The organism is Spirosoma sp. KCTC 42546 (assembly GCF_006965485.1).
In the GTDB taxonomy this organism is placed as follows: domain Bacteria; phylum Bacteroidota; class Bacteroidia; order Cytophagales; family Spirosomataceae; genus Spirosoma.
On record NZ_CP041360.1, the window covers coordinates 5469980 to 5495639 of the forward strand.

Consider the following 25660-nt stretch of genomic DNA (forward strand, 5'->3'; position numbering starts at 1 on the left):
CAATCACATGTTTCTCACTTGTTTGCAATTGGGGCCACCAGCTGGTAACACAGATACCTGGCATCCGGAGAGTCTATTGAGTACGATTGAAGACTGAATAACTTATGAAAGTCGAGTTATAAAACCTTACCATCCTTAAGTCGAACTTCAATGGCAGGCTTTACCTGTTTTAACTCCTGAATAAAACCAATTTTATCTCTCGGCGAAATAAGTATACTATCAAACTTATTGTAAGAAAGTTCAAGTCGATCCATTGAGGTAGCCGGTGAACTTAACGGATTATTGGTTTCCGTAATTTTTGTAATTGTGTTAATATCCAACGACTTATTAACAAGGAAGCCAGATTTGATCCGTAAACGAGTCCCATCAATTTGGTAATATGTTGTGGCAAATAAGTGGGTTATAAATGACCCAACCAATACAAGTATGAGCAAGCCTGGCCAGTTTTCGTTATAAGCATTTACTGCCCCGACTCCACCCAGAATAATAACCAGTGGCATTAGTAATTCGAGACCAACTTTCGATTTGTAGGTTATCATTGCATGCATTATGACTAGGTTCAGTCAACGACCCTAGGGCTGATGGTAGATGGCGCTACATACCTGAGCACAAGTCATTGCCAGCCTTTACACCCTGTTGGGCTGGGCTAAAAAACTTCTTTAGGGGGCGAGCAATCTGTCGCACAATGAGCCGCTCACACGGAGCTCTTTACCTACTGAAAAATAAGTTACATCAGGTTAAGGAAAGGCCTTTGCTACATACTTATGACGTAGAAGCCCATGATGCTACACAAAGCCATTTCTTAGGCGGTTGGCCCAATCATCCCGATTATTTTTTTCAGCACATCTTGCAGCAGCTTCAACATTATAGTCAACGGCAATTAAATCGATAGTTTTTAAATCACCCTCGAACGTAACAATACAATAGCGTGCAAATGGGCTGCCACTTTCCATTTTGTGATAAATAGGAGAATCGTCTTCATATGCCTGTAAGCCAACGCTTCCTGGATTGACGATAACCTTCTGACCTGCTTTAACAATTCTTGGTAAATGGCTGTGTCCGCATAATACTAATCTTTGTGGGTGGTACCTCAACTTTTCAACTAAATCAGATGACTCTTTTACAGTAACATGTCCAGGTTTTATATCTTCAATAAGATACTCACTATCATTATCTGGGGTACCATGACACAATATAATATCGTCTTCAATTACTCGTGTAGATGGCAATGATTCAAGCCACTCCAAGGCACTTGTGCTCCAAAGTTCCTTTATAACGTAGTCAAAGGTTGGATTTGACGTTTTATTTTCCAGAATAAATCGATCTTGGTTCCCGCTTATGCTTTGCACGTGCTTCTCTTGTAGTAACCTGTATGTGGCAACCGGATCGAGTGGCCCATAAAGCGTATCACCCAGGTCATATATCAAAGCTATTCCATGCTTCTCAATATCCTCTAACACAGCCTGCAAAGCCCAAACATTAGCGTGAATATCTGCAATAAAAGCTAGTTTCATCAACTATGGAGTCACAGTAAATGCAGAACAAAATTGGCTGAAATTAAGGAACATATTCAATAACGACTAGCCTGCCTATGCGGAGCGGACAAAAACGCTTTAGCCGCTAAGCTAAATCAACTAGTAGGACCGTCTAAATACAGATACAGCTCTTTAATAAGTCCATCCTCAACGATGGCAATATCCATACCGCTGGCAATAGGTGTTGCATGAGCTGCGCCAAGTGTCCACGATACGTGACTAACGCCATGATTGATTACAACTGGCTTAGTGAGAGCAAAGACGAATTCAGGTGGCCATTGGGTTTGTAGTGTTTTGATCAGTTCATCAATCGCCCGATGTCCTTCAATAGCTTCCCCCTTATCGGTTTCATAAAAAATGATGTCATCGGCATAAATCTGTTGCATTACTTCGAGCCGCTGTTCATCGTTACGTTCACTCCATACCTTTAGGAGACTATCTTCCAGTAATTGCTTTTCATCCATAATTGCTTGATTCAGTTCAGTCGTTAAACCTACCAAGATCGTTCTAAAAACAAAAATACCTACGAAAGAAACCAAAACCTGCCCAAGTAGGGCGGTTACATTGTCACCCAGAACACTCGTTTTTTGACTGCTTATTTTGTTCAGCCAACACTTAACATGGTTGATGGTAAACAAGTTACTAAAAATTACGAACGTACTCTGGACCTTTACACCCTTTCCCAGAAGTACTGTTAACTTATAATTATAAGTTAACAGTACTTCTGGGTTCGTTGGCGTGCGAACACGGTGGCTGTTGGGCTGAAAACCTGCCTCCAGGGGCAAGCAACCTGTCGCCAGGAAGCCGCCCACGAGGAGCGAAAAAACCGTTAACTATCTTTTTCAAAATACAGATAGATATAGACCGCAGCGCCAAAATTAGTGGACGATGTCGACGTTAATCTGTACCCTTGGGAAGCGTATTGATCAAGCTTCGCCTGAATTTCCTCTTTAGACTTCTTCACAATATGTTCGGAGTCAAGCGTTAATTTCGAGTAGTAAATCAGGGCTTCAACTTTGTATTCTTTCATTGGTTTACAAGTTTGTTTTATCAATATGTTTCCACCGCGGAGCATTCATCTTGTCGGACGCGACCCACCCAACGAATCAAAGCTATGATGGTAAACGACTGGGCAAGAAACGCGCAACGACGGCCCCAAACAGCCCAATAAAAATTATCCGCCCCCAAATAACCCCTGTTAAAGCTTCAACAAACGGCAATTTGTAACAAATAAATGGAGTATTTACCAGGCTAATTACCAATTAAAAAAAGCAAAAACTACCTAACTGGGGCGCTCGCTTTGTTGTGCTAAAGTTACCAATAACTCTTCCAGGTTTTTCATTGTCATAGCCGTTCCTTCCTTAAAGCCCATCTCAATCATCTTCTCTAAGCGGGCAAGCGATTCATTATAAATACTTATATGTACTGTTGTCTTCCCGTTGTGTTCGCTGAAAGTTAAATCCCACTCAGAACCGGGCAATTCCGGGTTTTCATCTTTGTCGGCAAAAGCATTTAACAATTTGAAATTGGTTTTCGGACTAATGGACGTGTATTTTTGAATTGCCCAATGCTCTTCTCCTTCAGGGCTTACCATCGCATAAAACCGTCGGCCGCCAACTTCAAAATCCATAAATTTTGTTTTTGAGGTCCAGGGTTTGGGTGCCCACCATTGATCAAGAATTTCCTGCTTCGTGTACGCATCCCATACCAACGAAAGGTCGGCATCAAATTCTCTGGAGAAGGTTACTGTTTTTGTTGTTTTGTCAACGGTAAAATCGTTCATCTTTATTGTTTTTTAAGTGTTGATAATACGTCGTCAAGTTGCGTAAAACGAGTTTCCCAAATTTTCCTGAATTGGTTTACCCACTGATCAACTTCTTTTATTTTTTCAACTTCAAGTGAGTAATAAATCTCTCTGCCTTGCTGTTCCTGCTTCACCAGTTCGCATTCTGTGAGTATGCGAAGGTGTTTGGAAACAGCTTGTCTGGTCGTGTTGAAGTTCTGCGCAATGGCGTTAGGTGTCATTGCCTGCAAGGCAATCAGAGTGATGATTGCCCGCCTTGTGGGGTCAGCTATTGCCTGAAAAATATCTCGTCTCATAGTGTTTAATTTCTACTTTGTGAAACCGAATGATTGCAAATATACGTGCAACCATTTGGTTTCACAAATTTTTCAGCTTGAAAGAAAATCCGTTGGAATTGTCGGCTTGGAGGGGCATCATAAAATTGCTACTGACTCGCCGATTGGCTCACGTTCAATACAGCAATACAAAATGCGAACTGAGCCGCCGGTGCGGTGTGTAGTTGTGTTGCCGTATTTATTTAGAGCCCTGCCTGTTGGACCATCACCCAACACTCACAGGTGTTGATGATGAGGGCGCAAGCTGGCTAAACACGAGTCGAGGGCACCTTTACACACCTGGTTGAGATAGGCTGCAATCTTCCTCCAGGACGAGCGTCCTGTCGTCCACAACTTTCTTTGCAGGACTATTTATTACTTTTAGCCAATGAATCAAGTGACTTTTGTTTTCCTTTTACTTGAGCTTCTAATTTTTTCACTTTCGACTCTATTTTTTTACTTTTTGCATCATAGTCAAAATACGACCTATTAACAAAGACTATTATTAATGTCAAAAGAAATGAAACGGTAAACAAACCTAGCCTAATCCATGATTCTTTCTTAGGATTACCGTCTTGATATAAAGAAGCTTCAAAAAATCTATCCAATTTACTTATTACATAGCCAGATAGAAATACAGAAATACTCTGACCAATTGTTAAAAATTTTTGACTTTCAAGGCTATCATATGGTGTAGCGAGAATGCCAATTATCCATCCAATTAGGACACCTAACAGGCTAATTAGCCAATTCAAGATATAACTTCCATCGTCTTTGCCTAGTTTATATCCAATCCACAAAATCAAACCCGCAAAAACGGCGGTATAAAAATTTGATGTTATAATAGTCCAAGGATTACTACCTAAATTTTGTAGAATATCTTCCATTTGCACTAAATTTTCTTGACACTGTCAGTGTCAATAGTGGGTAAAACTGTTATCTCAGTCTAACTTATAAATTACCTTTGCCTAAGCATCCTAATCAGGGTGCTTCTTGTGTCGTACGTTACGTAGCAAACCCACTTTTATACCAGACTAACTGGGTGTTCTCGTGTCTAACGAAGCTCGCTAACGAGTCCCAGACGGCCTGCTGAGACGGCCACCATGTCGTACGGAAGCTCACCATTACGTTATTGGCTGTTTGTTCTACCCAACACCCACAGGTGGTGGTGGCACAAGTTCATTGGAAACGAGTCGCTGCCGACCTTTACACATCTGTTTGAATTAGGTTGCTATCTTCCTGCGGGAGGAGCCGCTTGTCAGCAGTGGGTTGCCCTAGCCAAATTACCATACATTATAAAGTGCAATCCCTAGCAAGAATGGCCCAAACCAAACTAGTAAACTTAGACCTGCCCATACATAATAATTCCGAAGTACAATGTCGGCCTGGCTTCGACAAAGTTGGCTTCTTAACTGATCTATCCTCAAGGAATACATCGCTTGTTTTGAAAGGCCGCTGGTAAAGGCACTCCTCATTCTCAAGCCAGCCTGAAAGGCATTATAGCTGTGCTTAGGATAGAACATCACTCCAACAGCCATGCCCCAAAGCGTCAGCCACCAGGCAAAATAGATGGTACCCCATCCGCCAGTGGCAATCTCCCAACTAGTAACCGAACTTTCACCTTTCCAGGTGTATCGAACCCAGTCACCAGATGGTTAATGTCGTGCAAATAGATGTTTCGGCGTCGGGATTCTAAATTGGGCAGAGGTAAGGAAATGGGCCCAAACTTAATCATGTCCCATTTTCTGTTGATGCCCCCTCCCTCACCGTATCCGTGCTGACGGTAAAAGTCGTTTAGTGAAGATTCAACATTCATTTATCAAAAAGATTATGACCTTCGCGCTTGAAACAACTCTTTCGCTTACCAATGTACAGTCATAGCTGGTAAGTGATCCTAAAAGAAGTAAACGAGTAGCTTAACTACCGTTTGCTGAAAAATTTAAAACATTCATTCTTATACTGACTTAATAACTCATAATCTGCTTTTGACAGATTGTCAACGGTGAAACTCAACCCTTCATACCTGATAATGAACCTTGAAAAGAAGTTAGCATATCTTCTGATGTCTATTCTTACTCTATTATCAGATTGTAATTCCACTTTTGATAGTTCAGACAGATAAAACTGATCAAAAAGCGGCTTCGACCGAACAAAAGCTTCACGGGAAGAAGTAGGGTTTGAAACGGATGGTTCTAGTTCCAATAGAGCCCATAAAATCTGCTCGTCGTCTTCCATAAATTTGACGCGCTGAAATGTTGGTTCTGCCTTCCCCAGGATACGCCAATGTAATCGCCATTGCATCCGATACGATTGTGTTTCTCTCATCAATAGATTCGATTTATTAGAAGCCTGCTTTATAAGTCTGACCTAAACACGCCTAATCAGGGCATTTGTCCTGTCAGCCAAAAATCTGCCCAGTAAGTGCTTTGTTTTAGTTCACTCAACGAGCCATTTCTTTAAAGCTTATTGATGGTTTTGTTATACAACCGCACAGCCTTCTTTTCGACATAAGTCCGCCGTAAACTACTATAAATGCTTATGTAAAAAGAGCCACTGAAAATATTGGCTACGACTCGGTAAAGAGATGAATTATTGTTTCCAACAGCATATATAGCAACCATGCTACCGCCTGTCAGACAGGCAAATGATTTGCTTAGAAAAGCATTCAGCTTTGCCTTTTTCTGAAATTTTCTGGCCTCTGAATTTCCTGATTTCAAGAACACCGAATCCATTTTGACTATATCAATAGGCTTACCGTTTAGCAAGTAAACATATCTGTTAAAAATGAATCGAGACTTAACAATCTGAATCGTGTCTGGCGAAGTTTGATTTTGTGCGTATCCCTTGCTAAACATCAGCAAAGCGAACAAGAGTAACGTATTCTGCATGGTTACGGTTATACTTTCGTAGGGATGGCTGTGCTAGTAAAGGAAAATCGCAAAACGGATCTAACCCGCCTAAACGGAGTGTCTCCTTTGTCGTACGAAAACTGGAAATGACAGCTAAAAGCCTACCTTCTAAGACGTGCGCTTTGGCACAAGTAACCCTGGAAGCAAAATTTTTTATTTGACCGATTGGCCCAACACCAGTGAGTGCTCCATAACAAGAGCAATAAGGTTCGCGATATTCTTCTTCTAAATTTGACTCAGTTAAGGCGTTTCCTGTATTAACCAAACCCTGACTAACCCGCGTGGAGCGAAGTTAAACCGCTACGTTTCGAGTCTGTAACTCTCGCTTGACAGAACGTAAATCGGTTATGTTAATCCATACAATAGGAGATAAGGCAAAAAAGGTTACAAGTAGAGGGAGAGCAACGCTAGAACCCTGCTTAACCCATAAAAATATTGCTAAAGCTACCCCTACAATTAGCATCCCGGACAATACGCCTGTCACAAATTCTGTAGTCTTCTTTCGTTTGAGCAAAGCCTCATTGCTCATCTCTTGGATTTTCTGGCTTTTCATTTGTCTAATTTAGTGTTAAGAAAAAGTCACTTTATTGGGGCATTTACTCTGTCGCCGAGGAGCCGAACTCGGGCGTCCAACCTATCCAAAGCGGGGTGTTTACGTTGTCGACCGAAATCAAAAAATTGAAGTCTAAATACTACCTTCTGAGACGTGTAGCCTGCCGCCGAAGCGACGGAATACGCGCTTTTCTGTTTAATTGGACCACCCAACGACCCAAAGGGCTGATGGATGAATGAATTACTCAAACCACCAAACGTCGTTCCTACCTTTACACCCTTTGCTTGTTGGCCTAACCAATAAGCTTAAGCACACTAACGTAGCTGACTGCCACATCGAACGAGTAAACTCACTATCTTTGTTATGGCCCAAACTAATTATATACTCATGACTTACTTCCAACTATATCAGAAATATCAAACATTACCACCTGTTTATCAAGCGGAAGTAGCTGATTTTGTTGATTTTCTGGCTACTCGAAAAGCAACTGATAAGCCTCATGAACGGAAAACACCCGTCTTTGGTAGTGCTAAAGGCCAATTTCAAATGAGTCCTAATTTTGATGAACCACTAGACGATTTTGCTGATTACCAATAATGAATTCTCGATACCCACACTCTTATCTGGTTTCTCAACGGCAATGAAACAAATCTTTCAGCAAAGGCTAGACGACTCATCACCGATTCGGCTAACATATCCTATGTAAGCATCGCTTCACTCTGGGAGATGGCCATCAAAATCCGGCTGGGTAGCCTGTCTTTTGAGCCTGGCTATAATAACTTGCTGGCTTTGATTGACCAAAATGGTTTCGAGTTGTTACCCGTTACGTTTCAACACACGAGCCAATTACTCACCTTACCCATGCATCATCGTGACCCATTTGACCGGCTCTTAATTGCCCAAAGTATAATAGAAAACCTGTTGTTCATTACGGCTGATGCTCATATTCATCAGTATGACGTTGATTGGGTTTGGTAATTAGGCCGCTTTATCCAGTAACCTAATTATCAAGTTTCTCCTGTCGACTGGAACCCGGCACAAGAGCCAAAACCACCCTAGCGAGCCGGGCGGCCTGTCGACCGAGACCGGACTAACACTCATTTTTTATATCTGTTCGGGCCACCCAACGACAATGAGTGTGATGACGACCGTAGGGAGACATTTACACACTCATGTTGTTGGGTGCATACTCCGCAAACTCACCAAGTCGGCTGCTGGATTTAAACGGCATATAGACAAAAGCCCTGGACCCCTTACCAACTACCCTGTAAGATTCACTCGCTAACTGAGCAATAAGACTATGGAAGAACTACTATTGAACCTGTATACGCCTATGACGAAGGAAGAATGGGATAGTAACGAGAAGATTGTGGATAGAGTGTTGGGGGAAGTGTTAGGGGAATAAAAAAATCCCCTTCACCCGAAGGGGCTTTTTTGTCAATGTAAATTTATCTTTCCCTGTATAAATGTTCAAGTTCAAGAATGGGCAAAAAAACTTTATTATAAGGAGAATTTGATAACTTTTCATATAATAAACCTCTTGCTGTTGACAGGCTTATTAGATAGATAAAATTAAGAAAAGGTTTATGTATTTCTGTTTTACCATTCAATTTGGTAATCACAGTGTCAAAATAATCTATTTCATAAACAATTTCACTACTATAGTCTATTATAGATTCGTTTGTATCTGGATGGCTAAATTTAATGTTCGTCAAGACACCTATACCCTTATTTTTTTTTGATAACGCGTTCTTTTGCTCTACTGTAACGGTAAAATCCATTACCCCATTTTCCTGTTTACCATGAGCGGATATATCAAAATTTCCAAATGCTAGTTTCAAATGACGAATATTCAATATTCGAGTGTTATTTGACTCAATTGATATTTTTTCTGCACTTTCCATATATTTTACTGTAAATGGTATAGTACTTTTTCATAAGTTTGGGTGTCCCCGTACTGGAATCCATAGTCATGTACATCCAAATGGCTTCTCAAAAGGGTGTGATAATTATTTTCCTTGCCTTTATATTTTAAGGAATCATCATAAATTACCTTATTTATACTTTTAAAATCAATTTCAGGTACACGCCCAACCTTCAAGGCTAGATTAACCATCTTGCTAATACGATGGTCAAAATTTCCTGATAATACTTGAGAAACATATCCTTTTGTTACCCCTAACTCTTGGGCAAGCTGGGTTTTATTAAGTCCCTTTTCAAGCATATAATCTTCCATTGCGGCAAAGAGTCCCATTTGGATTTTCAAAATCCAGTATTCGTCTGATTTTAATAGCTCGTCGCGTTTCATTTTGATAGGGTTTGTAAAAACTCGCGTTTTAGGTTTCTAAATGTTTCAATATCTTGCTTCTGGGTCTTCTTAAGCCCAAAGTGTACAATTACCTTTCCATCTGTATGTTTAAAATAATATGCCCTTAGTCCGTCAGTTGTAATCTCGTGCTCGGAGCCGCCAGGGGTAGAGTCTTTCATGGGATGGTTAAGATCGCCAGATACCCGCTCTTCGTTTGAAAGCATTGAAATTATAGCAAAGATTCGTTTATACTGACTTTCGAGAGCTTTGTTGTTTTTTAATTTTTCTTTAAACTCTTTTGTAATATCCTCATTATCAATCACTATCTGATAGAATTTAACCCTACCGGCAGCAACTTCCAACTTTTTTAACGCAAATGTACGCATAATAGTTTAGCAATAACTATACCAATATATAAGCTACTCAACGGTGTTACAATAGTATGATTATTACCATAGCTTTACCTATTAAGTCATTCCATTTGATTAAATGGTAAGTTTTTAACATCATATACTCTATAATACCCAAGCCCGCGTCAGAGCTTAGTATCAAAGCGAGTGATACAAGATATGTACTCAAGACGGCTTAATGCCAACTCCGCATATAAAACAATACCCTGCCGGATTTAGCAGGGTAATAGACAGAAAGCTAACAAGACGGCATACTTACCCGGCTGGCTGCCGGATTTAGCCCGCAAATGAACAGAGAGAAAGACGTACAATGATTTGTTGGGTGCGCGTAGCAACGGCTTGGTGCCCACCCAACGCCAATGAGTGTTGATGGTGAGCACACAAATTCGATCAAACGAACGTACCTGAACCTTTACACACTCATTTGGTTGGGCTGCGACCTGCCTTCGGGACGTGCTTCTTGTCAGCGGAAGCCTGCCCACGCGAAGCGAAGCACAACGAATAATCCGCTTTTACCAAATCTTATTAGCCCTATCTCTTACTGCATTAGTAGAACCGCTCGGTGACAATTTTTTGACGAGCTTTACTCACCATCAATACAGCAAAGCGTAGAATTGCTAAAATTAAAAAAATGTCGACAAGGATATCCGCAATGTTGCATATATTGAGATGGAGCCATTCATGTAGAAATGGAGAGTATATAAAGTCTACGATGGCAAAGGGCGAATAGAAATGGCTAAGAAGATTACTAATTCCACAGGATAAACAGCCCGTCAATGCCAATCTAAGCCAATCGTCTTTAACCAGTACGATAAAGCCTAAAAAGAAAACGCTACCACCAAGCTTTGTAAACCAAGAAACGAAATGATTACTCGGTACATAAAACAGAGAATTTGCTACTATATCAATAATAAAACCGAACGCGACTAAAACCAAGATAGGTATCAATATTTTCTGCCAAAGCTTAAAGCTATGATTACGGGTAAAAATTATGGCTATACCTGCAAACGTTCCAAAGCATCCAACTAGTAGCAAGTATAAATTCGGATTCAGAAACTGCCCTGCCATCTCTTGTGCTTTTGTGCCTGACGCACCTGTGTTGTAAGTGAGATAGAACCGAAGTGTTTCTCCTAAAACGTTCACATACTCATTATAAGGTTAAGGTAGGAAGGCGAAAGCTAAGAACTTAGTTATCGTATCAAAGCTGATAACACCAGTGGCAACTAATAAATATTTTTTCATATTGATGAATTGCTAAAAAGTCTACTAACACTGGCTTGTCGGAGCGTTCAACCTGTCACACGCAACCCGCCGAACGAGCAAAAAGCCTCACCTTTTGGACGTGCGCCCTGTCGCAGGTAACCCGCCTTTGACTCCCAGCATGGACCCGCACCCAACGCCCGCGAGGGCTGATGGATGAGCACGCTACATACCTAAACTGAAACCACTTCCAACCTTTACACCCTCGTTTGGTTGGGCTGCCCCACTTTCCTTCGGGACGCGCTTCCTGTCCCCCGAAAGCTGGCCCTACTTGTAAAGATAAACGAATTCGCTAGAATCTACCTGTTTGCCGTTTTTTGAAAAATATGCCCATTGGCCTGCCGGTTTATCATTTCTGAATAACCCTTTTTTTCGAACTTGACCATTGTCATAATAAAAGGACCACAAGCTATCTCGTATCCCTTTTTTATAATAGCCGGTGATATTGGGATTGCCATTTGAGAAGTAACCCAAACACTCCCCGTTCAGTGTATCATTTAGATATTGACATTGTAAATAAAGACTCCCATCAGCTTCAAACTCATTCCATAATCCTTGTTTCTTATTATTGACCAAGATTCCTCTCGCTCTAATCTTACCGTTCTCTGCCTTGAATTTAACTAGCACAACACTAATGGCCTTTGAAATCTGGCTTGAATTGTCACAGGCCATGACTAGACAAACAAACAATAAAACCCCTGTAACTTTCAACATCGTGGATATTTTACTTATTAAAGTTTTACTGTCTAGCGGCCAATTTGTCGGGGAGAACTGACCAAACGATTGCCCGGCCGCATTAGCTGAGGCATTTCTTGTGTCGACCGAAGCTGCCTAACGAGCCAAACAGCCCTGTCTATGAGACGTGCTCCTTGTCGCCCGAAAGCTGGACTTTGAATCACATCTTGGCTAGTTCACCCAACGACCACAGGGGCTGATGGCCCCTAAAACCGGCTCAAATCACGAACGTAACGCCCTGCCTTTACACCCCTGTTTGGTTGGGCTGCCCCGCCTTCCCTGCCGGCGAGCCCCCTGTCGCCCGAAAGGGTGACAGCCGCGGAGCGGACAACAACGCACAACATCCGATGCAAGACCAGCGCGAAGCCAGACGCTACGTAATGAAATTCGGTTTTTTCAACTCACCTAACCAGCACGCTTCCCATGTCACACGCTACGTACCAAACACATTTTTGGCTTCCTAACCGGGGCGTTTCTGCTGTCGCAGGCGACCCAAAAAGCACCCTAGCTCAGGCGTACATGATGTCGCACGGAACCCGCCAAACAAGTAAAAGTCTAAGCTCCGAGACGTGCGGCCTGTCGACCGAAACGCCGAAATGGAAACTAATTTATGGACCCGCACCCAACGACCACAGGGGTTGATGGTGAGCGAACAACTCCGAACAACGGACGTAACGTCAACCTTTACACCCTCGTTTGGTTGGGCTGCCCCGCTTGCCCTCGGGACGTGCTTCCTGTCGACGGGAAGCTACCCTACGCGGAGCGAGTAATATTACATAGCTGCCTAAAACTGCACCTTGTCTCTGTCACAATAATATTTTGCTGCTCCTACAACATCGGTTCCAGCTTGATACTCTCCTTTATAAATACGGCTATATGTTGTGTCGCCTGTACTGCTAATTCTCCTTACGGTTATTGGTGGATCACAATAACAGATTGGATAAACCTTGTTCGTTCGTTTGCATTTAGGGCAGTATACTTTTCCGAATGCATCTTTTTTCACAGCGTTAGGTATGTGAAACGTTAGCTCAACGTTGTCTTTTTCAATTCGCTCTATTGAATCTAATAAAAGTGTATCAGTGCCAACACCAGCGCAATAAAAATCACTCGACTTATCTGTGGGCGTAAACCGCAACGAAAAATCCCCATTGCTATCAGTAGTAGATTGACTGACAATTCGGCCGCTTACTTTTACGAACATTGATAAGCCTGCAACATAAACCCGGCTGTCTTTGTAATTATTTATGACATGTCCTTTGACGGTTATGGGATTAGAAGGCAGCTTCAAGCTCAGAGGTCCTGTCACAATCAATGTCACCAATATAAGGTTGACTGTTCTCATAAATTATTAGGATACCTGTTGAGACGTTCACTTTGTCAGCCGTAACCTAGAAATGGAGACTTAAACTTGCCTAACTGGGGCGTTCGCATTGTCACACGCAACCGGGAAATGGAAGCCCAAAGCCTAACTCCCGAGACGCGCTGACTGTCGCACGAGGCCCGCAAACACACTTTACTTTTTGGCTATGCACCCAACATAGTATTGTACGCAACTCCACTTAATATCAAACTATTGATAAACAGCAAATTAATATTAAGCGTTACCCTACGAAATAATACCTATGCAATTATAAACAAATAATTAAAAAAAAGTTACACAAGATTAGATACACTGCTCTATTTTTGCAATCAATATGGCAAAAAAAGTTTCTTTTATGCACCTGGTTGACCGAGTTTGGGATATTCAGGGCTTTCCAAATTATTTCTTTGGACACGATAAGCAATTATACCGTTTCGACTCACGAGGACAGGTGAAAATTAATAAACGAGTCGTTATTGGCACTACCCAAGGGTATGTATTGAAGCGTAAATTCTATAGCTTATCACAACTTCGGCCACTTCTCCGAAGATCTAGCTCATGTGAGCAGCCAATTATAGATCATCCAGCGGACTCCTAAGCGTACTAATCTTATCGGCCGTCACATGGGTATACCGCATAGTCGTCAAGACACTCTCATGCCCTAATAATTGCTGAATGTATCGAATATCAAGCCCCGATTCGAGTAGATGTGTAGCGAAACTATGACGTAGGGTATGGATACCACCCTTTTTTGAAATTCCAGCAAATCGAACCGCATCACTGTAAACCTGTTGAATAGTACGGTTGGCAATAGGTTCTCCGTTATCTACTTCTTCAAATAGAAAGATTGTGGGCTTATAGTGCGTCAAATATTCGTTGATAGCGATTTCCAGTTTATCCGTCAACATGACCACCCGGTCTTTTTTGCCTTTCCCAGCCCGGACATTGAGGAGCCTTCTGTTGTAATCAAGGTCCTTTACACGCAGATGAGCTACCTCACTTATTCGCAAGCCGGTGGCATACACCAATTTGAAAAGAGTTCTATACTTCAAACTGGTTGTTGCACTGAATATCGCTTTCACTTCAGCCACGCTGTATACAATGGGAAGTTTAGTTGGCTTTCGTGGGTACTCAATAGCATAAAACTCTTTATCTCGTTGAAGGACTTTTTCGCAGTAAAACTTGTACGCATTGATGTGCACATTAATCGTTGAACTGCTCAACCGTTTCTTCTCAATTAGAAACAACAGGTACGTTTGATACTGAAACTTGGTCAGTTGATCAATTGGTTTAGGAACAACGTAGCGAATCAAGGCAACAAGGGCCTGTTTATAGTTTTTAAGTGTTTTGTAACTATAGTCCCGAACACGCAACGTATCGCAAACGGCCACGATAACCGGATGTCGGTCATACTCCCCCAAGCATGGAACATGGCGAAAAGGTAACCGTTGTACACCCGGTGGCCAAGCAGGATTTGTGGCTTTCTCAACCTCGACAGCTGTAGCAGTTGGCTTATAAAGTCGCACTACGGCTTCATCGAACCGGCAATAATCCTTCCCAAACAACTGGCCCAACTGAACAACAGCCGCCCGCGTGTTTGGCATAAGCCAGCATCGACGCGAATAGCTCCATCGTCTGCCCGGAATTTCACGAATCAGATTATTGCCAACGGGGTCTTCCGGAAAGGAAACCGCCAACAACGAAGCATCTTTATCATCAATACGAATCGTTACCATACGAATACGGGCTTTTACAGTTCCACGGACGCCAAAAGCCCGTATTCGTCACGGAATTGTTTAGGCTCACATATTCTCTGCCTATTGTTTTGTGTATAGCTGAATCTGCTTGGTTCGGGTGCTGATCCCAACGGCCAGATACGTTGGTTTGGCCTGCAATACATGCCGCCCCGATACCACCAGCCCTTTGAAGCGCCTGACCCAGGCCTCCACATCCTCGGGCTTATAATATTTTGCATTTCCAAATGAACAAGCTGGGTATAGTTTAAAAGCCTCCCGAAGTCGGTCAAAGGCAATGGGGGTGATGTTGTGTTTCAGACAGATCAATTGTTTGCTCAAAAACCCAGATGTCGATATGGCTTTCGGAGGCTTGCTGAGTATGGGTTTGTAGCGCGCAATGGCCTCCTGCTCCAGTCGGTCCAGGTCACTAGCCTCACACGTATGATAGCGAAATCGGACGAAGTCGATACCCGCACATCGGTGTTCCAATAGCCGTGCATGAAGATTTATGGCCTGGCCAATATAGACAACTTCATTGTTGGCATTCATCAAATAATAGATGCAGGGATGAGGCTGAAACAGCGCCGTACCATCCAGAATTTGCCCTAAATCAAGGCACTTTTGAGGTGTTTTTTCGGTGATTTTCATGTATTAAATATACTACAAACAATACTTATATACAACAAAAAATACATATATTTTTTACCTTTGTTTTATGGCTGGACGACGAGAAAAAAAGAATAGTATTCAGGGGAAATGGCTCAAAGAAGCCCTGGCCGCACAGGATATGACGGTCTATCGATTGGCGAAAGAATTGGGGTATAGCCGGGAAAAATTCTACCGGCATATCGGCAACAAAACCTACCTTAGCAGCGAGTCGCTGGCCGAAATAGCGAGTAAATTCCCAACCATGAATATGAGGTATGTACTCACAGGCGAGGGAAAAGCAGTGGTAGAAAAGTAGTGGAGTAGGTGGAGTGAGTGCAGTATGTGAAGTGAGTCAATTAGCCAAAGCCCTACACGATCACTGCACTTACTCCACCTACGCCACTTATTCCACCAACTCCACTACTACACCCATCTACAATTCAAACGTAATACCCTGAGCCAGGGGCATGGTGGTACCATAGTTAATGGTGTTGGTTTGCCGACGCATATAGGCTTTCCAGGCATCGGAACCCGATTCACGACCACCGCCGGTTTCTTTTTCCCCTCCGAAGGCACCCCCAATTTCGGCACCCGAGGTACCGATGTTCACGTTGGCAATCCCACAGTCGGAGCCGACCGCCGAAAGGAATTGCTCGGCTTCACGCAGGTTTAGGGTAAAAATAGCAGAGGATAACCCCTGAGGTACGCCATTCTGCTGCGCAATGGCATCGGCTAACGTGCTGTATTTAAGCAGATAAAGAATAGGCGCAAAGGTTTCGCGCTGTACCACGGGCCAGCTATTTTTCGCTTCAGCAATACATGGCTTAACATAACAGCCCGATTCAAAGCCTAGGCCCTCGATCACACCAGGTTCGACCACAAAACGCCCACCTAATTCACGTATTTCGTTGACCGCTGCCTGATAACCAGTAACCGCCAACTGATCAATTACGGGTCCTACATGGAATGACTCATCGAGCGGATTACCAATGCGCAATTGGGCGTACGCCTTCCTGAGTCGATTTTTCACATCGTCGTAGATACTTTCCTGGACAATAATACGGCGGGTGCTGGTGCAGCGTTGCCCGGCTGTACCTACGGCTCCAAACACAATAGCCGGTATGGCCAGATCCAGATCGGCATGTTCTGAAACGATGATTGCATTATTACCACCCAGTTCGAGTAGGGTTTTACCCAATCGTCCGGCCACGGCTTCGGCTACGGCTTTCCCCATGCGGGTGCTCCCCGTTGCCGATACCAGAGCAATGCGTGGATCGCGGGCTAGCCACTCACCCACATCGTGCCCACCCGTAACCAGGCAGGATACGCCTTCGGGCACATCGTTGTTACGCAATACCTCACCAATAATCTGCTGGCAGGCTAGAGCAGTCAACGGGGCTTTTTCGGATGGTTTCCAGATGCATACATCCCCACAAACCCAGGCCAGCATGGCATTCCAGGACCAAACAGCTACCGGAAAATTAAAGGCCGAAATAATCCCAACAATGCCCAGTGGCTGCCACTGCTCCAGCATTCGATGGGCGGGCCGCTCCGAGTGCATCGACAAGCCATAGAGCTGACGCGACTGCCCAACGGCGAAGTCGCAGATGTCAATGATTTCCTGCACTTCACCCAGGCCTTCCTGAAGTGATTTACCCATTTCGTAGCTAACCAACGTGCCTAATTCGCGCTTATAGCGCCGAAATTGTTCGCCCATCTGCCGTACAATTTCGCCCCGACGTGGCGCAGGAACCAGTCGCCACTCAGCAAAAGCAGTTTGGGCCGCTTCAACAACTCGGTCATAATCGGCCCGGGTCGATACATGAACACGGGCAATGAGTTGTCCGTCGGCAGGCGAGTACGATGCAAGAGGCTGATGACTACTCGTAATTTCGGTTGGCCAGAAAACCTGACCGGTACTGGTACCGGGCTTAATGGGCTGCATGGGCAGCGGAAGAATCGACTGCATAAGATCCGTTTGTGGTTTGTTGAGACGCGGGCAAATCTACCGGCCTTTACGCAAACAATGCACATCGACTTACAAACTTTTTGCACCAAAATTGGTTGAAATGGGATACTTGGTCACCCTTATAAAACATATAGACCGCCGATTTTTATGATCCATATGATTAATTATGATTTTTAAAATTTCATCAAAAAGGCAGAATCGTTGTCAACCGTATTAAAAAAATCATACCTAATCATAAAAATCATAGTCATCAGCATTCTAACCCAACGTTATGAAAATGAACCAATTTTTCGGCCTGTTTGCGATAGGAATCGCACTGGCTACTACCGCCACCTGGGCTCAGACAACGCCCACCGGAACCATCTCGCCAACAACGTACCCGCAAGGCGCCATTGCCCCGGATTCCATGTCCTCAAAAGCAGCATCTCGTAGCCAGAAAAAAGCCATGAAACAGTCACGGCGACTACTGAATCAGAATGCGAAGGCAACTGCTAACGGTACTACCAATACGTCGCCCCAGGATGCGCGTTATCGGCAGAGCTCTACCAGCGACGGCACTACGATGAATAACAGTAATCTAACCAATTACAATAGCAACAATGCTACCAATGCGCCAACCGGCGTTGGCAGCAATCCAAATACCGCTGGTAGTAAAACAAGCCAGCCCACTGGGCAACCTGCCGTAAACAACGTTAACGCCAATGCTGGGGCTATTGAAGCGGTAAAAGGTGCCAGAACAACCGAAACACCAGCGATTAAAGCAGGCAGTACGGTTCGAAATACCAGCATCGGCGATTTCATGGCCTCATCACCCAATTACACAACGCTTCAGAATGTTCTTCAGTCATCTGATTTGTTCGACATGCTGAAAGGTAGTGGTCCCTATACCCTGTTTGCTCCAATGAATAATGCGTTCAAGAAATTGCCCCCTGCCATTCAGGCGGGCCTGCTGGACGGCAATAACCGGGCAGCCGTAAAGCAGCTCTTGTCCTATCACCTGATCAATGGGTCGTTAAGCAGAGATGAACTAACCCGTCAAATTAAAGCAGGAAATGGGCAGGCACAGCTAAAAACAGTTGCTGGTGGTGTACTCACGGCTCGCGCTGCAGAAAATGGGCAACTTTCCTTAACGGATGAGCAGGGCGGTACCATCCATATTGACAATACCGATTATCCTCAGGCCAACGGAATGGTATATGGTGTTGATAACGTACTTATGCCCAAAGGGGGTGTAGCTGATTTCCGTTAAAAAACACCTAAAACAAAAACATAATGGGTTTACAATGTGTAAATAAGTTATTGTTGTAATGAAATCGGTGCAACGCCATTTGCACCGATTTCATTATACGGTTTGATTTACCAGGGAAAATCACTGTTTTCCTGGTTTTATAATGATCGTTGACGTATAGCAGTCCGTTCATTTTTTAAAATTCTCTCTATATTTGACCAACTTAATACCTTCTGCGTGAAACGCCAGTCCTCTTTAGTGTCAGAAAGTGTCCTGATCGAAAAGCTTATCCAGCGCGATCAGCAGGCCTTTCAATGGCTCTACGATCAGTATTCACCGGCTCTTTATGGTGTTGTGTTGCGTATCGTGCGCGATGATGAACAGGCAGCCGACCTCCTTCAGGACATTTTCGTTAAGATCTGGAAAAACCTGGATGCATATGATTCCAGCAAAGGCCGTTTGTTTACCTGGATGCTGAACGTTGCCCGTAATACAGCCATCGACTCGTTACGTGCCCGCAAAACTCAACCTACCGCAGCAATCCGAACTGATGAAGAGAACGTACATATTGTTGATCGCCAGCATAACACGGAGCAACCAAATCCAGAGCATATTGGCATTAAGGATGTAGTGAATCAGTTAAGACCTGAGCGCAAACAGCTCATTGATCTGGTATACTTTGGCGGATACACCCACGAAGAAGCTGCCGAAAAATTAAACTTACCCCTCGGAACGGTTAAAACCCGGGTCCGGGCTGCCCTACAGGAACTGAAACAACTCTTCAAATAATGAACGTAATTTATTGATTATGAACGTCACGGAGTACATAGCGTCTGGTATCTTAGAGTCTTACGTCATGGGAGCGGTGAGCGACCAGGAGCGACGCGAGGTCGAGTGCCTATCGTCTATTTATCCTGATATACGGCACGAACTTGACCAATTATCAGAAGCACTCGAAAACTACGCCCTGTTGCATAGTGTCGAGCCCCCGGCTTCCGTAAAAGATAAGTTGCTTCAGCAACTTGATTTTGAGAAGCCTATTGAAAAAGAAACGATCATTCGGCCAATGCCAGTTGATATGACTGCGGGCGAAACTACTACAGGACTAGCGTTTCGGGCTACCTGGGTCGTTGCTGCATCGATGGGTCTACTATTATTACTATTTTCCTTATTCCTGCTTTCGCAATTACGGACGAATCAAAAAACGCTGGCCGCCACCCGAACCGCAAATGAGACGCTTCAGTCGGAAATGCGCCAACTTCGTGATAATCAGAACCAGGCTAGTCAGGCATTAGCGCTATTACGCCAACCTGGCCTGCGAACACTGGAACTCAGGGGGAATGAGAAAGCACCGCAGGGAACCATGCTCGTTCTCTGGAATACCCGAACGCACCAGGTAGCGGTCGATGTTCGTTCACTACCCTCTTTACCCTCCGATAAACAATATCAGCTCTGGTCGATGGTTAACGGAAAACCGGTCGATGCAGGTGTGTTTGAAGCCACAAATGGCACTGCGGTTATACAACGCCTGAACCGCTCTGTAAGTCGGGCCGATGCATTTGCGGTGACAGTTGAAAACCGCGGGGGAAGCCCCACACCTACCCTGTCGACGCTACTAGCCCTGGCAACTGTAAACTCCTAAATAAGACTCTCTATTTTTTTGTTTTTATGGTTAGGTACACCAAACGCTTAGTTTAGTGTACCTTTTTTTGCTATTTGGTTTAATGGAAATTATTGAGGATTATTGCCTTCTAATCCTCTATGAAAAATAAGTTACTTATTTCCCTCTGGCGCCTAAAATGGCTTATTGCATGTATATTTGTGGGGATTCTGTATTTCTCAACGATCGCAATTAATGCAGAAAATATTCCTTTTACCGATGATTTAGCTCTACTTTCATCTCTTTACGACATCCATCACGAGCTCGATTGGACTTTAAAGATTAAAACTCTTTTTTCGCTTCATAATGAGCATCGATTAGTTATTCCTCGTCTCATCATTATAGTACTCTACTACATTCAAGATCAGCATGTAAATGTCATGTGGTGGATAGTAGTGGGCAATGCATTAATCTTCCCTGTTCTTTATCTATATTTTAAATCTGGCTTTACAAATTATAACATACTATTTTTCATACCTGTGTTATTTTTTGCGCTCCAGCCTATGCATTATGAACTTATGTATTGGGGGATGGCGTCTATCCAAAATATTGGCGTTCTTGTTCTTTCATCGCTATCATTTTACGTATTAATCTATACAAAAAATAACCTATTAGCTTTACTGATTGCTGTTTTGGCAGCCTTCACAAGCGTAAATGGTCTATATGTGTTTATCATTGGCATAATTTTACTTTTTTATAAAAGAGATTTGTATAGTAGTGCAATTTGGATTTTAGCGGGATGCGGCACTGCTTTCTTTTACTGGCAAGGGTTCTCGTTAGACGAAAACACCGGAAAAGGATTTCAGGAGTCGTTTCATATTATCAAATTTACAGCTACATTTATTAGCCTAGTAGGTGGAATTATTTATACACAAACCGTTCCTATCCTATCATTAGTTTTAGGATGGTTATTAATACTATTTTTTACAGCAATAAGTTATTATAGGCTTATCCTACAGCCTATTGAAGTCAATAACAGGCAATTATTTTTCCTATCTTGTTTAGCCTTTATTTTTCTAACCATTGCCGCTATAAGCCTTGGTCGAGATCCAGGTAGTGTTTTAGTAGTGAGCCGTTACAAGATATATTCTGCTTTATCTATTTCTTTAATATATAGCTTATTGATTGACTATATTTACAAATACAGATCGTTTTTTAGAGCAATTTTATTCTCCAGTTTACTTTTTTGGATAGTCAGTTATAGCCGCTACAATGGTCAGTTTAAAAGCCATACACGCCTACTATTCGCTCATTTTTTCAATTGGAAGTACAGTGATATTCTAGATGTATCTCCACCTTTTACTGCAAACTATTACGCTGACCATTGGCGCAAACTATACGCTTCTGGTCAGTATATACCTCCTGAGGGCGTAGAGGAAAAATGCAAGAAAATGATTTTGCAAGTCAATGCTAAACAGTATATAAACACGTTTTCTTTTATAGTAAACAATGTCATTACAATTAATCCAATTAGGCTAGCTTTTAATGATTATTATGTGGTATCTAAAGTAGATAAAAAAATAGCTATTTATCCATTACATACAGATAGTTTTTACCAAACGTTATTTTCTCCAGCCACAGCAATTTATTCAGCATCAATGAATACATCGTATTGGATACAAGACTCAAAGGGCCCCTTATTTATAGTACAACTCAATTGAGTTCATGAACGCTAAAAAAAACTTACTCCTATCCAGTACTCCTAAAAGAATCACTTTTTCCTAACTTTTGTTATAAATACAGTAATCTCAAAACTTAATACTCCTTATTTAACGTATATTAAGGTAAGGCCGTATGTAGCCATAGCGTTAGTTACGGATCATACAGGCTCGACACATTTAAAACATAAACCAATGAAAAATACCCTGCTTCTTTTATTGACAGCCTGTTTACTGGCAGGTATGGGCTTCCGTATTGCAGATGACACCCCACCTAAAAAAGTGGTAAAAACCAATGCAGAATGGAAAAAGATTCTGACCCCAGATCAATACGCCGTTCTGCGCGAACATGGCACCGAACGGGCCTTCACCAGCCCCCTGAACGATATTCACGACCATGGTACGTTCTATTGCGCCGGTTGCCACAATCCCCTGTTCTCATCTGATACAAAATTCAATTCGGGTACGGGCTGGCCAAGCTTTTATACCCCGATCTCGAAAACGGCCGTTAAGGAGGATTCCGACAAATCCTATGGCATGGTCCGCACCGAAGTTTTATGTAGCGTGTGCGGAGGACATTTAGGCCACGTGTTTAACGATGGCCCCAAACCTACCGGCCTTCGGTATTGTATGAATGGGGTAGCTATGACATTTGAGAAAAAATAGAACGAGAAGAAAAAAGGAGTAGCAGGGGTAGGGGGACGAGAGGGAAAATACAATGACAGCTGTATTCCTTGATATCGCTCGTCCCCTTACTCCATCTACTCCTTTCTTCCCATCACATAATAACCAGCCGGGCTGCACACACAGTCCGGCTTTTATGTATCATAGAGGCTGAAAATACGTTATCTTTGACACTTGGACTGGATTGACCCAGTTGATTTTCTCCTGTAGAGGAGGCTGATTGTCGGGAGACAGTCAATTATGGAGCTAAGTAAAGTATTCTTAGAAAGAAAGGCATGAGTCAATATAGGGATCGATTCCGCGCTGTTCGGCACGCTTTTGGAGCATTTCGACAACGGATTCGACAACGCCAGAAACAGTTGGGCAATGTCAAACGCGGAGTAGGCCGACAAATCGTAAAAATTGCAGGGGAAGAACGAGTCAACTCATGGCTGGATACCTATCACGGGTATCGGGATCGTCTTCGCTCCTTCATCCATCAGTATATCGACCCAGATGCCTGGTACTACCCGTACCTTAAAAATGGCGTGAAAGGCTTCCTTTGGGCCTTTCTGGCGTTGGGAATTTATGTCTTCATCCTTAACTATAACTTCCTGTACCTGACGGGTGCTATGCCCAGTGTGGAAGAGTTAAAGAATCCAAAACTCAATCAGGCGTCGGAGATTTACTCGCAGGACGGGGTGATGATCGGGAAATTCTATGCCGAGAATCGGACACCGATCAAGTACGAAAATATTCCAAAACAACTCATCAACGCCCTGGTTGCAACGGAAGACGTGCGCTTCTATGATCATGGAGGCATTGACCCCCGCGCTATTGGACGGGCTGTGATTACGTTTGGACGCGATGGGGGCGGCTCCACTATTACGCAGCAGTTAGCCAAAAACCTGTTTAAAACCCGCCGGAAAACCAGCACTGGGCTGCTCACCCGAATTCCGTTAATCCGGAAAGTCATTTACAAGTCTAAAGAATGGCTGATGGCGCTTAAGCTGGAACGGAATTTCACGAAAGATGAAATTATCACCTACTATTTTAACACCGTTGATTTCGGTAGTAATGCATTTGGCTTAAAAACAGCGGCCCGGACATTTTTCAACAAAGAACCCGACAGCCTGAATGTACAGGAAGGTGCCGTGCTGGTTGGCCTACAGAAAGCCACTACCAGCTACAATCCCCTCAAAAACCCAGATCGCTCCCGCGAACGTCGGAACATCGTACTTGGGCAGATGGCCAAGTATCAGTATCTGACAAAAAATCAGTCCGACTCCATTAGCGCATTGCCATTGGTAACGGATTTCACGCCGGAAAATCCCTACTCAGGGCCAGCCAGTTACCTGAAAAATGCCGTTCAGGATTATGTAAAAAAGTGGGGTGAAGAAAATGGTTACGACCTCTATACGGACGGATTACGCATCATTACAACCATAGATTCCCGGATGCAGCGCTACGCCGAAGACGCTACAGACGAGAAAATGAAGCAGTTACAACGTACGTTCGATAACCACTGGCGCGACCGTAACCCCTGGACGGATGAAGATGGCAAAGAGATTCCTGCTTTTATCGACTCGGTTGCCCGACGTACCGAACGCTACAAAAGCCTGAGCCGCCGATTCATGCCCCTGTACCCGGACTCGATCATGTATTACATGAAGAACGTGAAGTACAAAATGCGGGTATTTAGCTGGAATAATAAGCGCCATTACGACTCCACCGAAATGACCCCTTATGACTCCATTGCTTATTATAAGCACTTTTTGCAGTCGGGCATGGTGGCCATGGACCCCCGTACGGGCTACATTCGGGCGTGGGTGGGTGGCCTGGATTACGATTACTTCAAATACGACCACGTAAAGCAAGGCAAACGCCAGCCGGGTTCTACGTTTAAGCCGTTCGTGTACACCACAGCTATCGATGACACTCTGAGCAACCTAAGCCCCTGCGACCGTATTCAGGATAAGCCATTTCGAAAAGAATATCGGGAAAACGGCGAAGATAAAATCTGGGAGCCGCGCAATTCGACCGGCTTTTACTCGTACTCGAATATGACCCTTCGCCGGGCCATGGCGCGTTCGGTGAACTCTATTACGGCGCAATTAACGGATCAGGTTGGCCCCGAACGCGTAGCGGAATACGCGCACCGAATGGGGATCAAGAGTCGGTTACAAGCCGTACCATCTATTGGTCTGGGATCGTCGGATGTGTCTCTTTATGAACTGGTTGGCGCCTATTGTACGTTTGTCAACGATGGTGAATCGACAGAACCAATCATTGTTCAGCGGATTGAAGATCGGGATGGAAACGTCATCGAAACCTTTACGAGCCAGCACAAGCGTGCCATTAGCCCCGAAACCGCTTTCCTGATGCGGTATATGCTACAGGGCGGTCTGCAGGAGTCTGGCGGAACATCGCAAAATCTATGGTCGTTCGATCTGTTCAAGAATCATAACGAAATGGGCGGTAAAACCGGCACCACGTCGAACAACTCCGACGGCTGGTTTGTGGGGGTTTCCAATAACTTAGTAGTTGGCGCCTGGGTGGGTGGTGACGACCGAAGTATTCACTTCCGATCAACTGATCTTGGCGAAGGAGCGAAAACAGCCCTGCCTCTAGTTGGGCGTTTTCTGGAGAAAGTATACGCTGATCCGAAGTTTAAGAGCCTACAGGGACCCTTTCCGAAGGCGGATGGCAGTATTACGAAAAACTACCTGAACTGCGGTCCTTCCGGCGACGAAGAAACGACGGAAGAGTCGGACTCGACGGATGTGTCTGAGTTTGGCGACTCAACCTTTGTTCCAACAGTACCAGCACCTGACGCAACAACGCCACCTGATACAACAGGTAATCAACGGTAGATGGCAAAAAAGGGCAGTCAACAAAACTTCTGTATCT

At 43.7% G+C, this 25660-nt stretch carries 28 protein-coding genes; 10 read left to right on the top strand and 18 right to left on the bottom strand.

What is annotated here, in order from left to right:
* Nucleotides 1–116: 116 nt before the first annotated feature.
* From EXU85_RS22455 to EXU85_RS22495, 9 genes are all read right to left on the bottom strand, one after another.
* Nucleotides 117–539: a PH domain-containing protein gene (locus EXU85_RS22455; protein WP_142776798.1), complete on the bottom strand. Its 423-nt coding sequence runs from the start codon at nucleotides 537–539 to the stop codon at nucleotides 117–119.
* Nucleotides 540–785: 246 nt separating this feature from the next.
* Nucleotides 786–1514, bottom strand: a complete 729-nt coding sequence (locus tag EXU85_RS22460) for a metallophosphoesterase (RefSeq protein ID WP_142774235.1) — start codon at nucleotides 1512–1514, stop codon at nucleotides 786–788.
* A gap of 116 nt (nucleotides 1515–1630) precedes the next feature.
* Nucleotides 1631–1999, bottom strand: coding sequence for a nuclear transport factor 2 family protein (locus tag EXU85_RS22465; protein ID WP_246859199.1), 369 nt, complete (start codon nucleotides 1997–1999; stop codon nucleotides 1631–1633).
* A 365-nt stretch (nucleotides 2000–2364) separates the two neighbouring features.
* The gene (locus tag EXU85_RS22470) at nucleotides 2365–2565 is read right to left on the bottom strand and encodes a DUF4177 domain-containing protein (RefSeq protein ID WP_142774236.1); all 201 of its coding nucleotides are present in this window, start codon (nucleotides 2563–2565) and stop codon (nucleotides 2365–2367) included.
* A 252-nt stretch (nucleotides 2566–2817) separates the two neighbouring features.
* Nucleotides 2818–3318, bottom strand: a complete 501-nt coding sequence (locus tag EXU85_RS22475) for an SRPBCC domain-containing protein (RefSeq protein ID WP_142774237.1) — start codon at nucleotides 3316–3318, stop codon at nucleotides 2818–2820.
* 2 nt (nucleotides 3319–3320) lie between these two features.
* Nucleotides 3321–3635 (bottom strand): helix-turn-helix transcriptional regulator, encoded by a 315-nt coding sequence (locus EXU85_RS22480; RefSeq protein ID WP_142774238.1) that lies wholly within the window; start codon nucleotides 3633–3635, stop codon nucleotides 3321–3323.
* A gap of 386 nt (nucleotides 3636–4021) precedes the next feature.
* On the bottom strand, nucleotides 4022–4540 hold the full coding sequence (locus tag EXU85_RS22485) for a hypothetical protein (RefSeq protein ID WP_142774239.1): 519 nt from the start codon (nucleotides 4538–4540) through the stop codon (nucleotides 4022–4024).
* Nucleotides 4541–5202: 662 nt separating this feature from the next.
* Nucleotides 5203–5469: a hypothetical protein gene (locus tag EXU85_RS22490; RefSeq protein ID WP_142774240.1), complete on the bottom strand. Its 267-nt coding sequence runs from the start codon at nucleotides 5467–5469 to the stop codon at nucleotides 5203–5205.
* A 640-nt stretch (nucleotides 5470–6109) separates the two neighbouring features.
* Nucleotides 6110–6541, bottom strand: coding sequence for a hypothetical protein (locus EXU85_RS22495; RefSeq protein ID WP_142774241.1), 432 nt, complete (start codon nucleotides 6539–6541; stop codon nucleotides 6110–6112).
* Between the two features lie 937 nt (nucleotides 6542–7478).
* Between EXU85_RS22495 and EXU85_RS22500 the strand changes: the two genes are divergently transcribed.
* Both EXU85_RS22500 and EXU85_RS22505 read left to right on the top strand, forming a co-directional pair.
* Entirely contained in the window at nucleotides 7479–7712 is a 234-nt protein-coding gene (locus EXU85_RS22500) for a DUF2281 domain-containing protein (RefSeq protein WP_246859200.1), read from the top strand.
* A gap of 24 nt (nucleotides 7713–7736) precedes the next feature.
* A complete protein-coding gene (locus tag EXU85_RS22505) occupies nucleotides 7737–8093 on the top strand; it encodes a type II toxin-antitoxin system VapC family toxin (protein WP_246859646.1) in 357 nt (118 codons plus the stop codon).
* Nucleotides 8094–8563: 470 nt separating this feature from the next.
* Here the strand turns inward: EXU85_RS22505 and EXU85_RS22510 are convergent, their stop codons facing one another.
* From EXU85_RS22510 to EXU85_RS22530, 5 genes are all read right to left on the bottom strand, one after another.
* On the bottom strand, nucleotides 8564–9019 hold the full coding sequence (locus tag EXU85_RS22510) for a hypothetical protein (protein WP_142774244.1): 456 nt from the start codon (nucleotides 9017–9019) through the stop codon (nucleotides 8564–8566).
* Between the two features lie 5 nt (nucleotides 9020–9024).
* Nucleotides 9025–9423, bottom strand: coding sequence for a helix-turn-helix transcriptional regulator (locus EXU85_RS22515; RefSeq protein WP_142774245.1), 399 nt, complete (start codon nucleotides 9421–9423; stop codon nucleotides 9025–9027).
* Nucleotides 9420–9809 carry a hypothetical protein gene (locus EXU85_RS22520; protein ID WP_142774246.1) on the bottom strand — a complete coding sequence of 130 codons (390 nt, stop codon included), beginning with the start codon at nucleotides 9807–9809 and terminating at the stop codon, nucleotides 9420–9422. Before EXU85_RS22520 ends, EXU85_RS22515 begins: the two co-directional genes overlap by 4 nt.
* 570 nt (nucleotides 9810–10379) lie before the next feature.
* Nucleotides 10380–10976: a hypothetical protein gene (locus tag EXU85_RS22525; protein WP_142774247.1), complete on the bottom strand. Its 597-nt coding sequence runs from the start codon at nucleotides 10974–10976 to the stop codon at nucleotides 10380–10382.
* A 384-nt stretch (nucleotides 10977–11360) separates the two neighbouring features.
* Nucleotides 11361–11807, bottom strand: a complete 447-nt coding sequence (locus tag EXU85_RS22530) for a toxin-antitoxin system YwqK family antitoxin (protein ID WP_142774248.1) — start codon at nucleotides 11805–11807, stop codon at nucleotides 11361–11363.
* A 617-nt stretch (nucleotides 11808–12424) separates the two neighbouring features.
* Here EXU85_RS22530 and EXU85_RS35460 point away from each other — a divergent pair.
* Complete coding sequence (locus EXU85_RS35460) at nucleotides 12425–12598, top strand: hypothetical protein (protein WP_168207849.1); 174 nt, start codon at nucleotides 12425–12427, stop codon at nucleotides 12596–12598.
* 14 nt (nucleotides 12599–12612) lie between these two features.
* On the opposite strand, the gene EXU85_RS22535 is transcribed toward EXU85_RS35460, so the two are convergent.
* The 3 genes from EXU85_RS22535 to EXU85_RS22550 form a co-directional block, all read right to left on the bottom strand.
* Entirely contained in the window at nucleotides 12613–13170 is a 558-nt protein-coding gene (locus tag EXU85_RS22535; RefSeq protein WP_142774249.1) for a hypothetical protein, read from the bottom strand.
* Between the two features lie 590 nt (nucleotides 13171–13760).
* Nucleotides 13761–14924 (bottom strand): site-specific integrase, encoded by a 1164-nt coding sequence (locus EXU85_RS22545; protein ID WP_142774251.1) that lies wholly within the window; start codon nucleotides 14922–14924, stop codon nucleotides 13761–13763.
* A gap of 81 nt (nucleotides 14925–15005) precedes the next feature.
* Nucleotides 15006–15572 carry a GIY-YIG nuclease family protein gene (locus EXU85_RS22550; RefSeq protein WP_142774252.1) on the bottom strand — a complete coding sequence of 189 codons (567 nt, stop codon included), beginning with the start codon at nucleotides 15570–15572 and terminating at the stop codon, nucleotides 15006–15008.
* A 67-nt stretch (nucleotides 15573–15639) separates the two neighbouring features.
* Between EXU85_RS22550 and EXU85_RS22555 the strand changes: the two genes are divergently transcribed.
* The gene (locus EXU85_RS22555) at nucleotides 15640–15888 is read left to right on the top strand and encodes a helix-turn-helix domain-containing protein (RefSeq protein WP_142774253.1); all 249 of its coding nucleotides are present in this window, start codon (nucleotides 15640–15642) and stop codon (nucleotides 15886–15888) included.
* Nucleotides 15889–16005: 117 nt separating this feature from the next.
* Here the strand turns inward: EXU85_RS22555 and EXU85_RS22560 are convergent, their stop codons facing one another.
* Nucleotides 16006–17541 carry an aldehyde dehydrogenase family protein gene (locus tag EXU85_RS22560; RefSeq protein ID WP_142774254.1) on the bottom strand — a complete coding sequence of 512 codons (1536 nt, stop codon included), beginning with the start codon at nucleotides 17539–17541 and terminating at the stop codon, nucleotides 16006–16008.
* Between the two features lie 277 nt (nucleotides 17542–17818).
* Here EXU85_RS22560 and EXU85_RS22565 point away from each other — a divergent pair, with 277 nt between their 5' ends.
* The 6 genes from EXU85_RS22565 (at nucleotide 17819) to EXU85_RS22590 (ending at nucleotide 25623) form a co-directional block, all read left to right on the top strand.
* Entirely contained in the window at nucleotides 17819–18790 is a 972-nt protein-coding gene (locus EXU85_RS22565) for a fasciclin domain-containing protein (protein ID WP_246859201.1), read from the top strand.
* A 216-nt stretch (nucleotides 18791–19006) separates the two neighbouring features.
* A complete protein-coding gene (locus tag EXU85_RS22570) occupies nucleotides 19007–19558 on the top strand; it encodes an RNA polymerase sigma factor (RefSeq protein ID WP_142774256.1) in 552 nt (183 codons plus the stop codon).
* A 19-nt stretch (nucleotides 19559–19577) separates the two neighbouring features.
* Nucleotides 19578–20411 carry an anti-sigma factor domain-containing protein gene (locus EXU85_RS22575; protein WP_142774257.1) on the top strand — a complete coding sequence of 278 codons (834 nt, stop codon included), beginning with the start codon at nucleotides 19578–19580 and terminating at the stop codon, nucleotides 20409–20411.
* 119 nt (nucleotides 20412–20530) lie between these two features.
* Nucleotides 20531–22090 (top strand): hypothetical protein, encoded by a 1560-nt coding sequence (locus EXU85_RS22580; RefSeq protein ID WP_142774258.1) that lies wholly within the window; start codon nucleotides 20531–20533, stop codon nucleotides 22088–22090.
* 192 nt (nucleotides 22091–22282) lie between these two features.
* Complete coding sequence (gene msrB / locus EXU85_RS22585; protein ID WP_142774259.1) at nucleotides 22283–22753, top strand: peptide-methionine (R)-S-oxide reductase MsrB; 471 nt, start codon at nucleotides 22283–22285, stop codon at nucleotides 22751–22753.
* A gap of 293 nt (nucleotides 22754–23046) precedes the next feature.
* Nucleotides 23047–25623, top strand: coding sequence for a penicillin-binding protein 1A (locus tag EXU85_RS22590; protein ID WP_142774260.1), 2577 nt, complete (start codon nucleotides 23047–23049; stop codon nucleotides 25621–25623).
* Nucleotides 25624–25660: the final 37 nt, after the last annotated feature.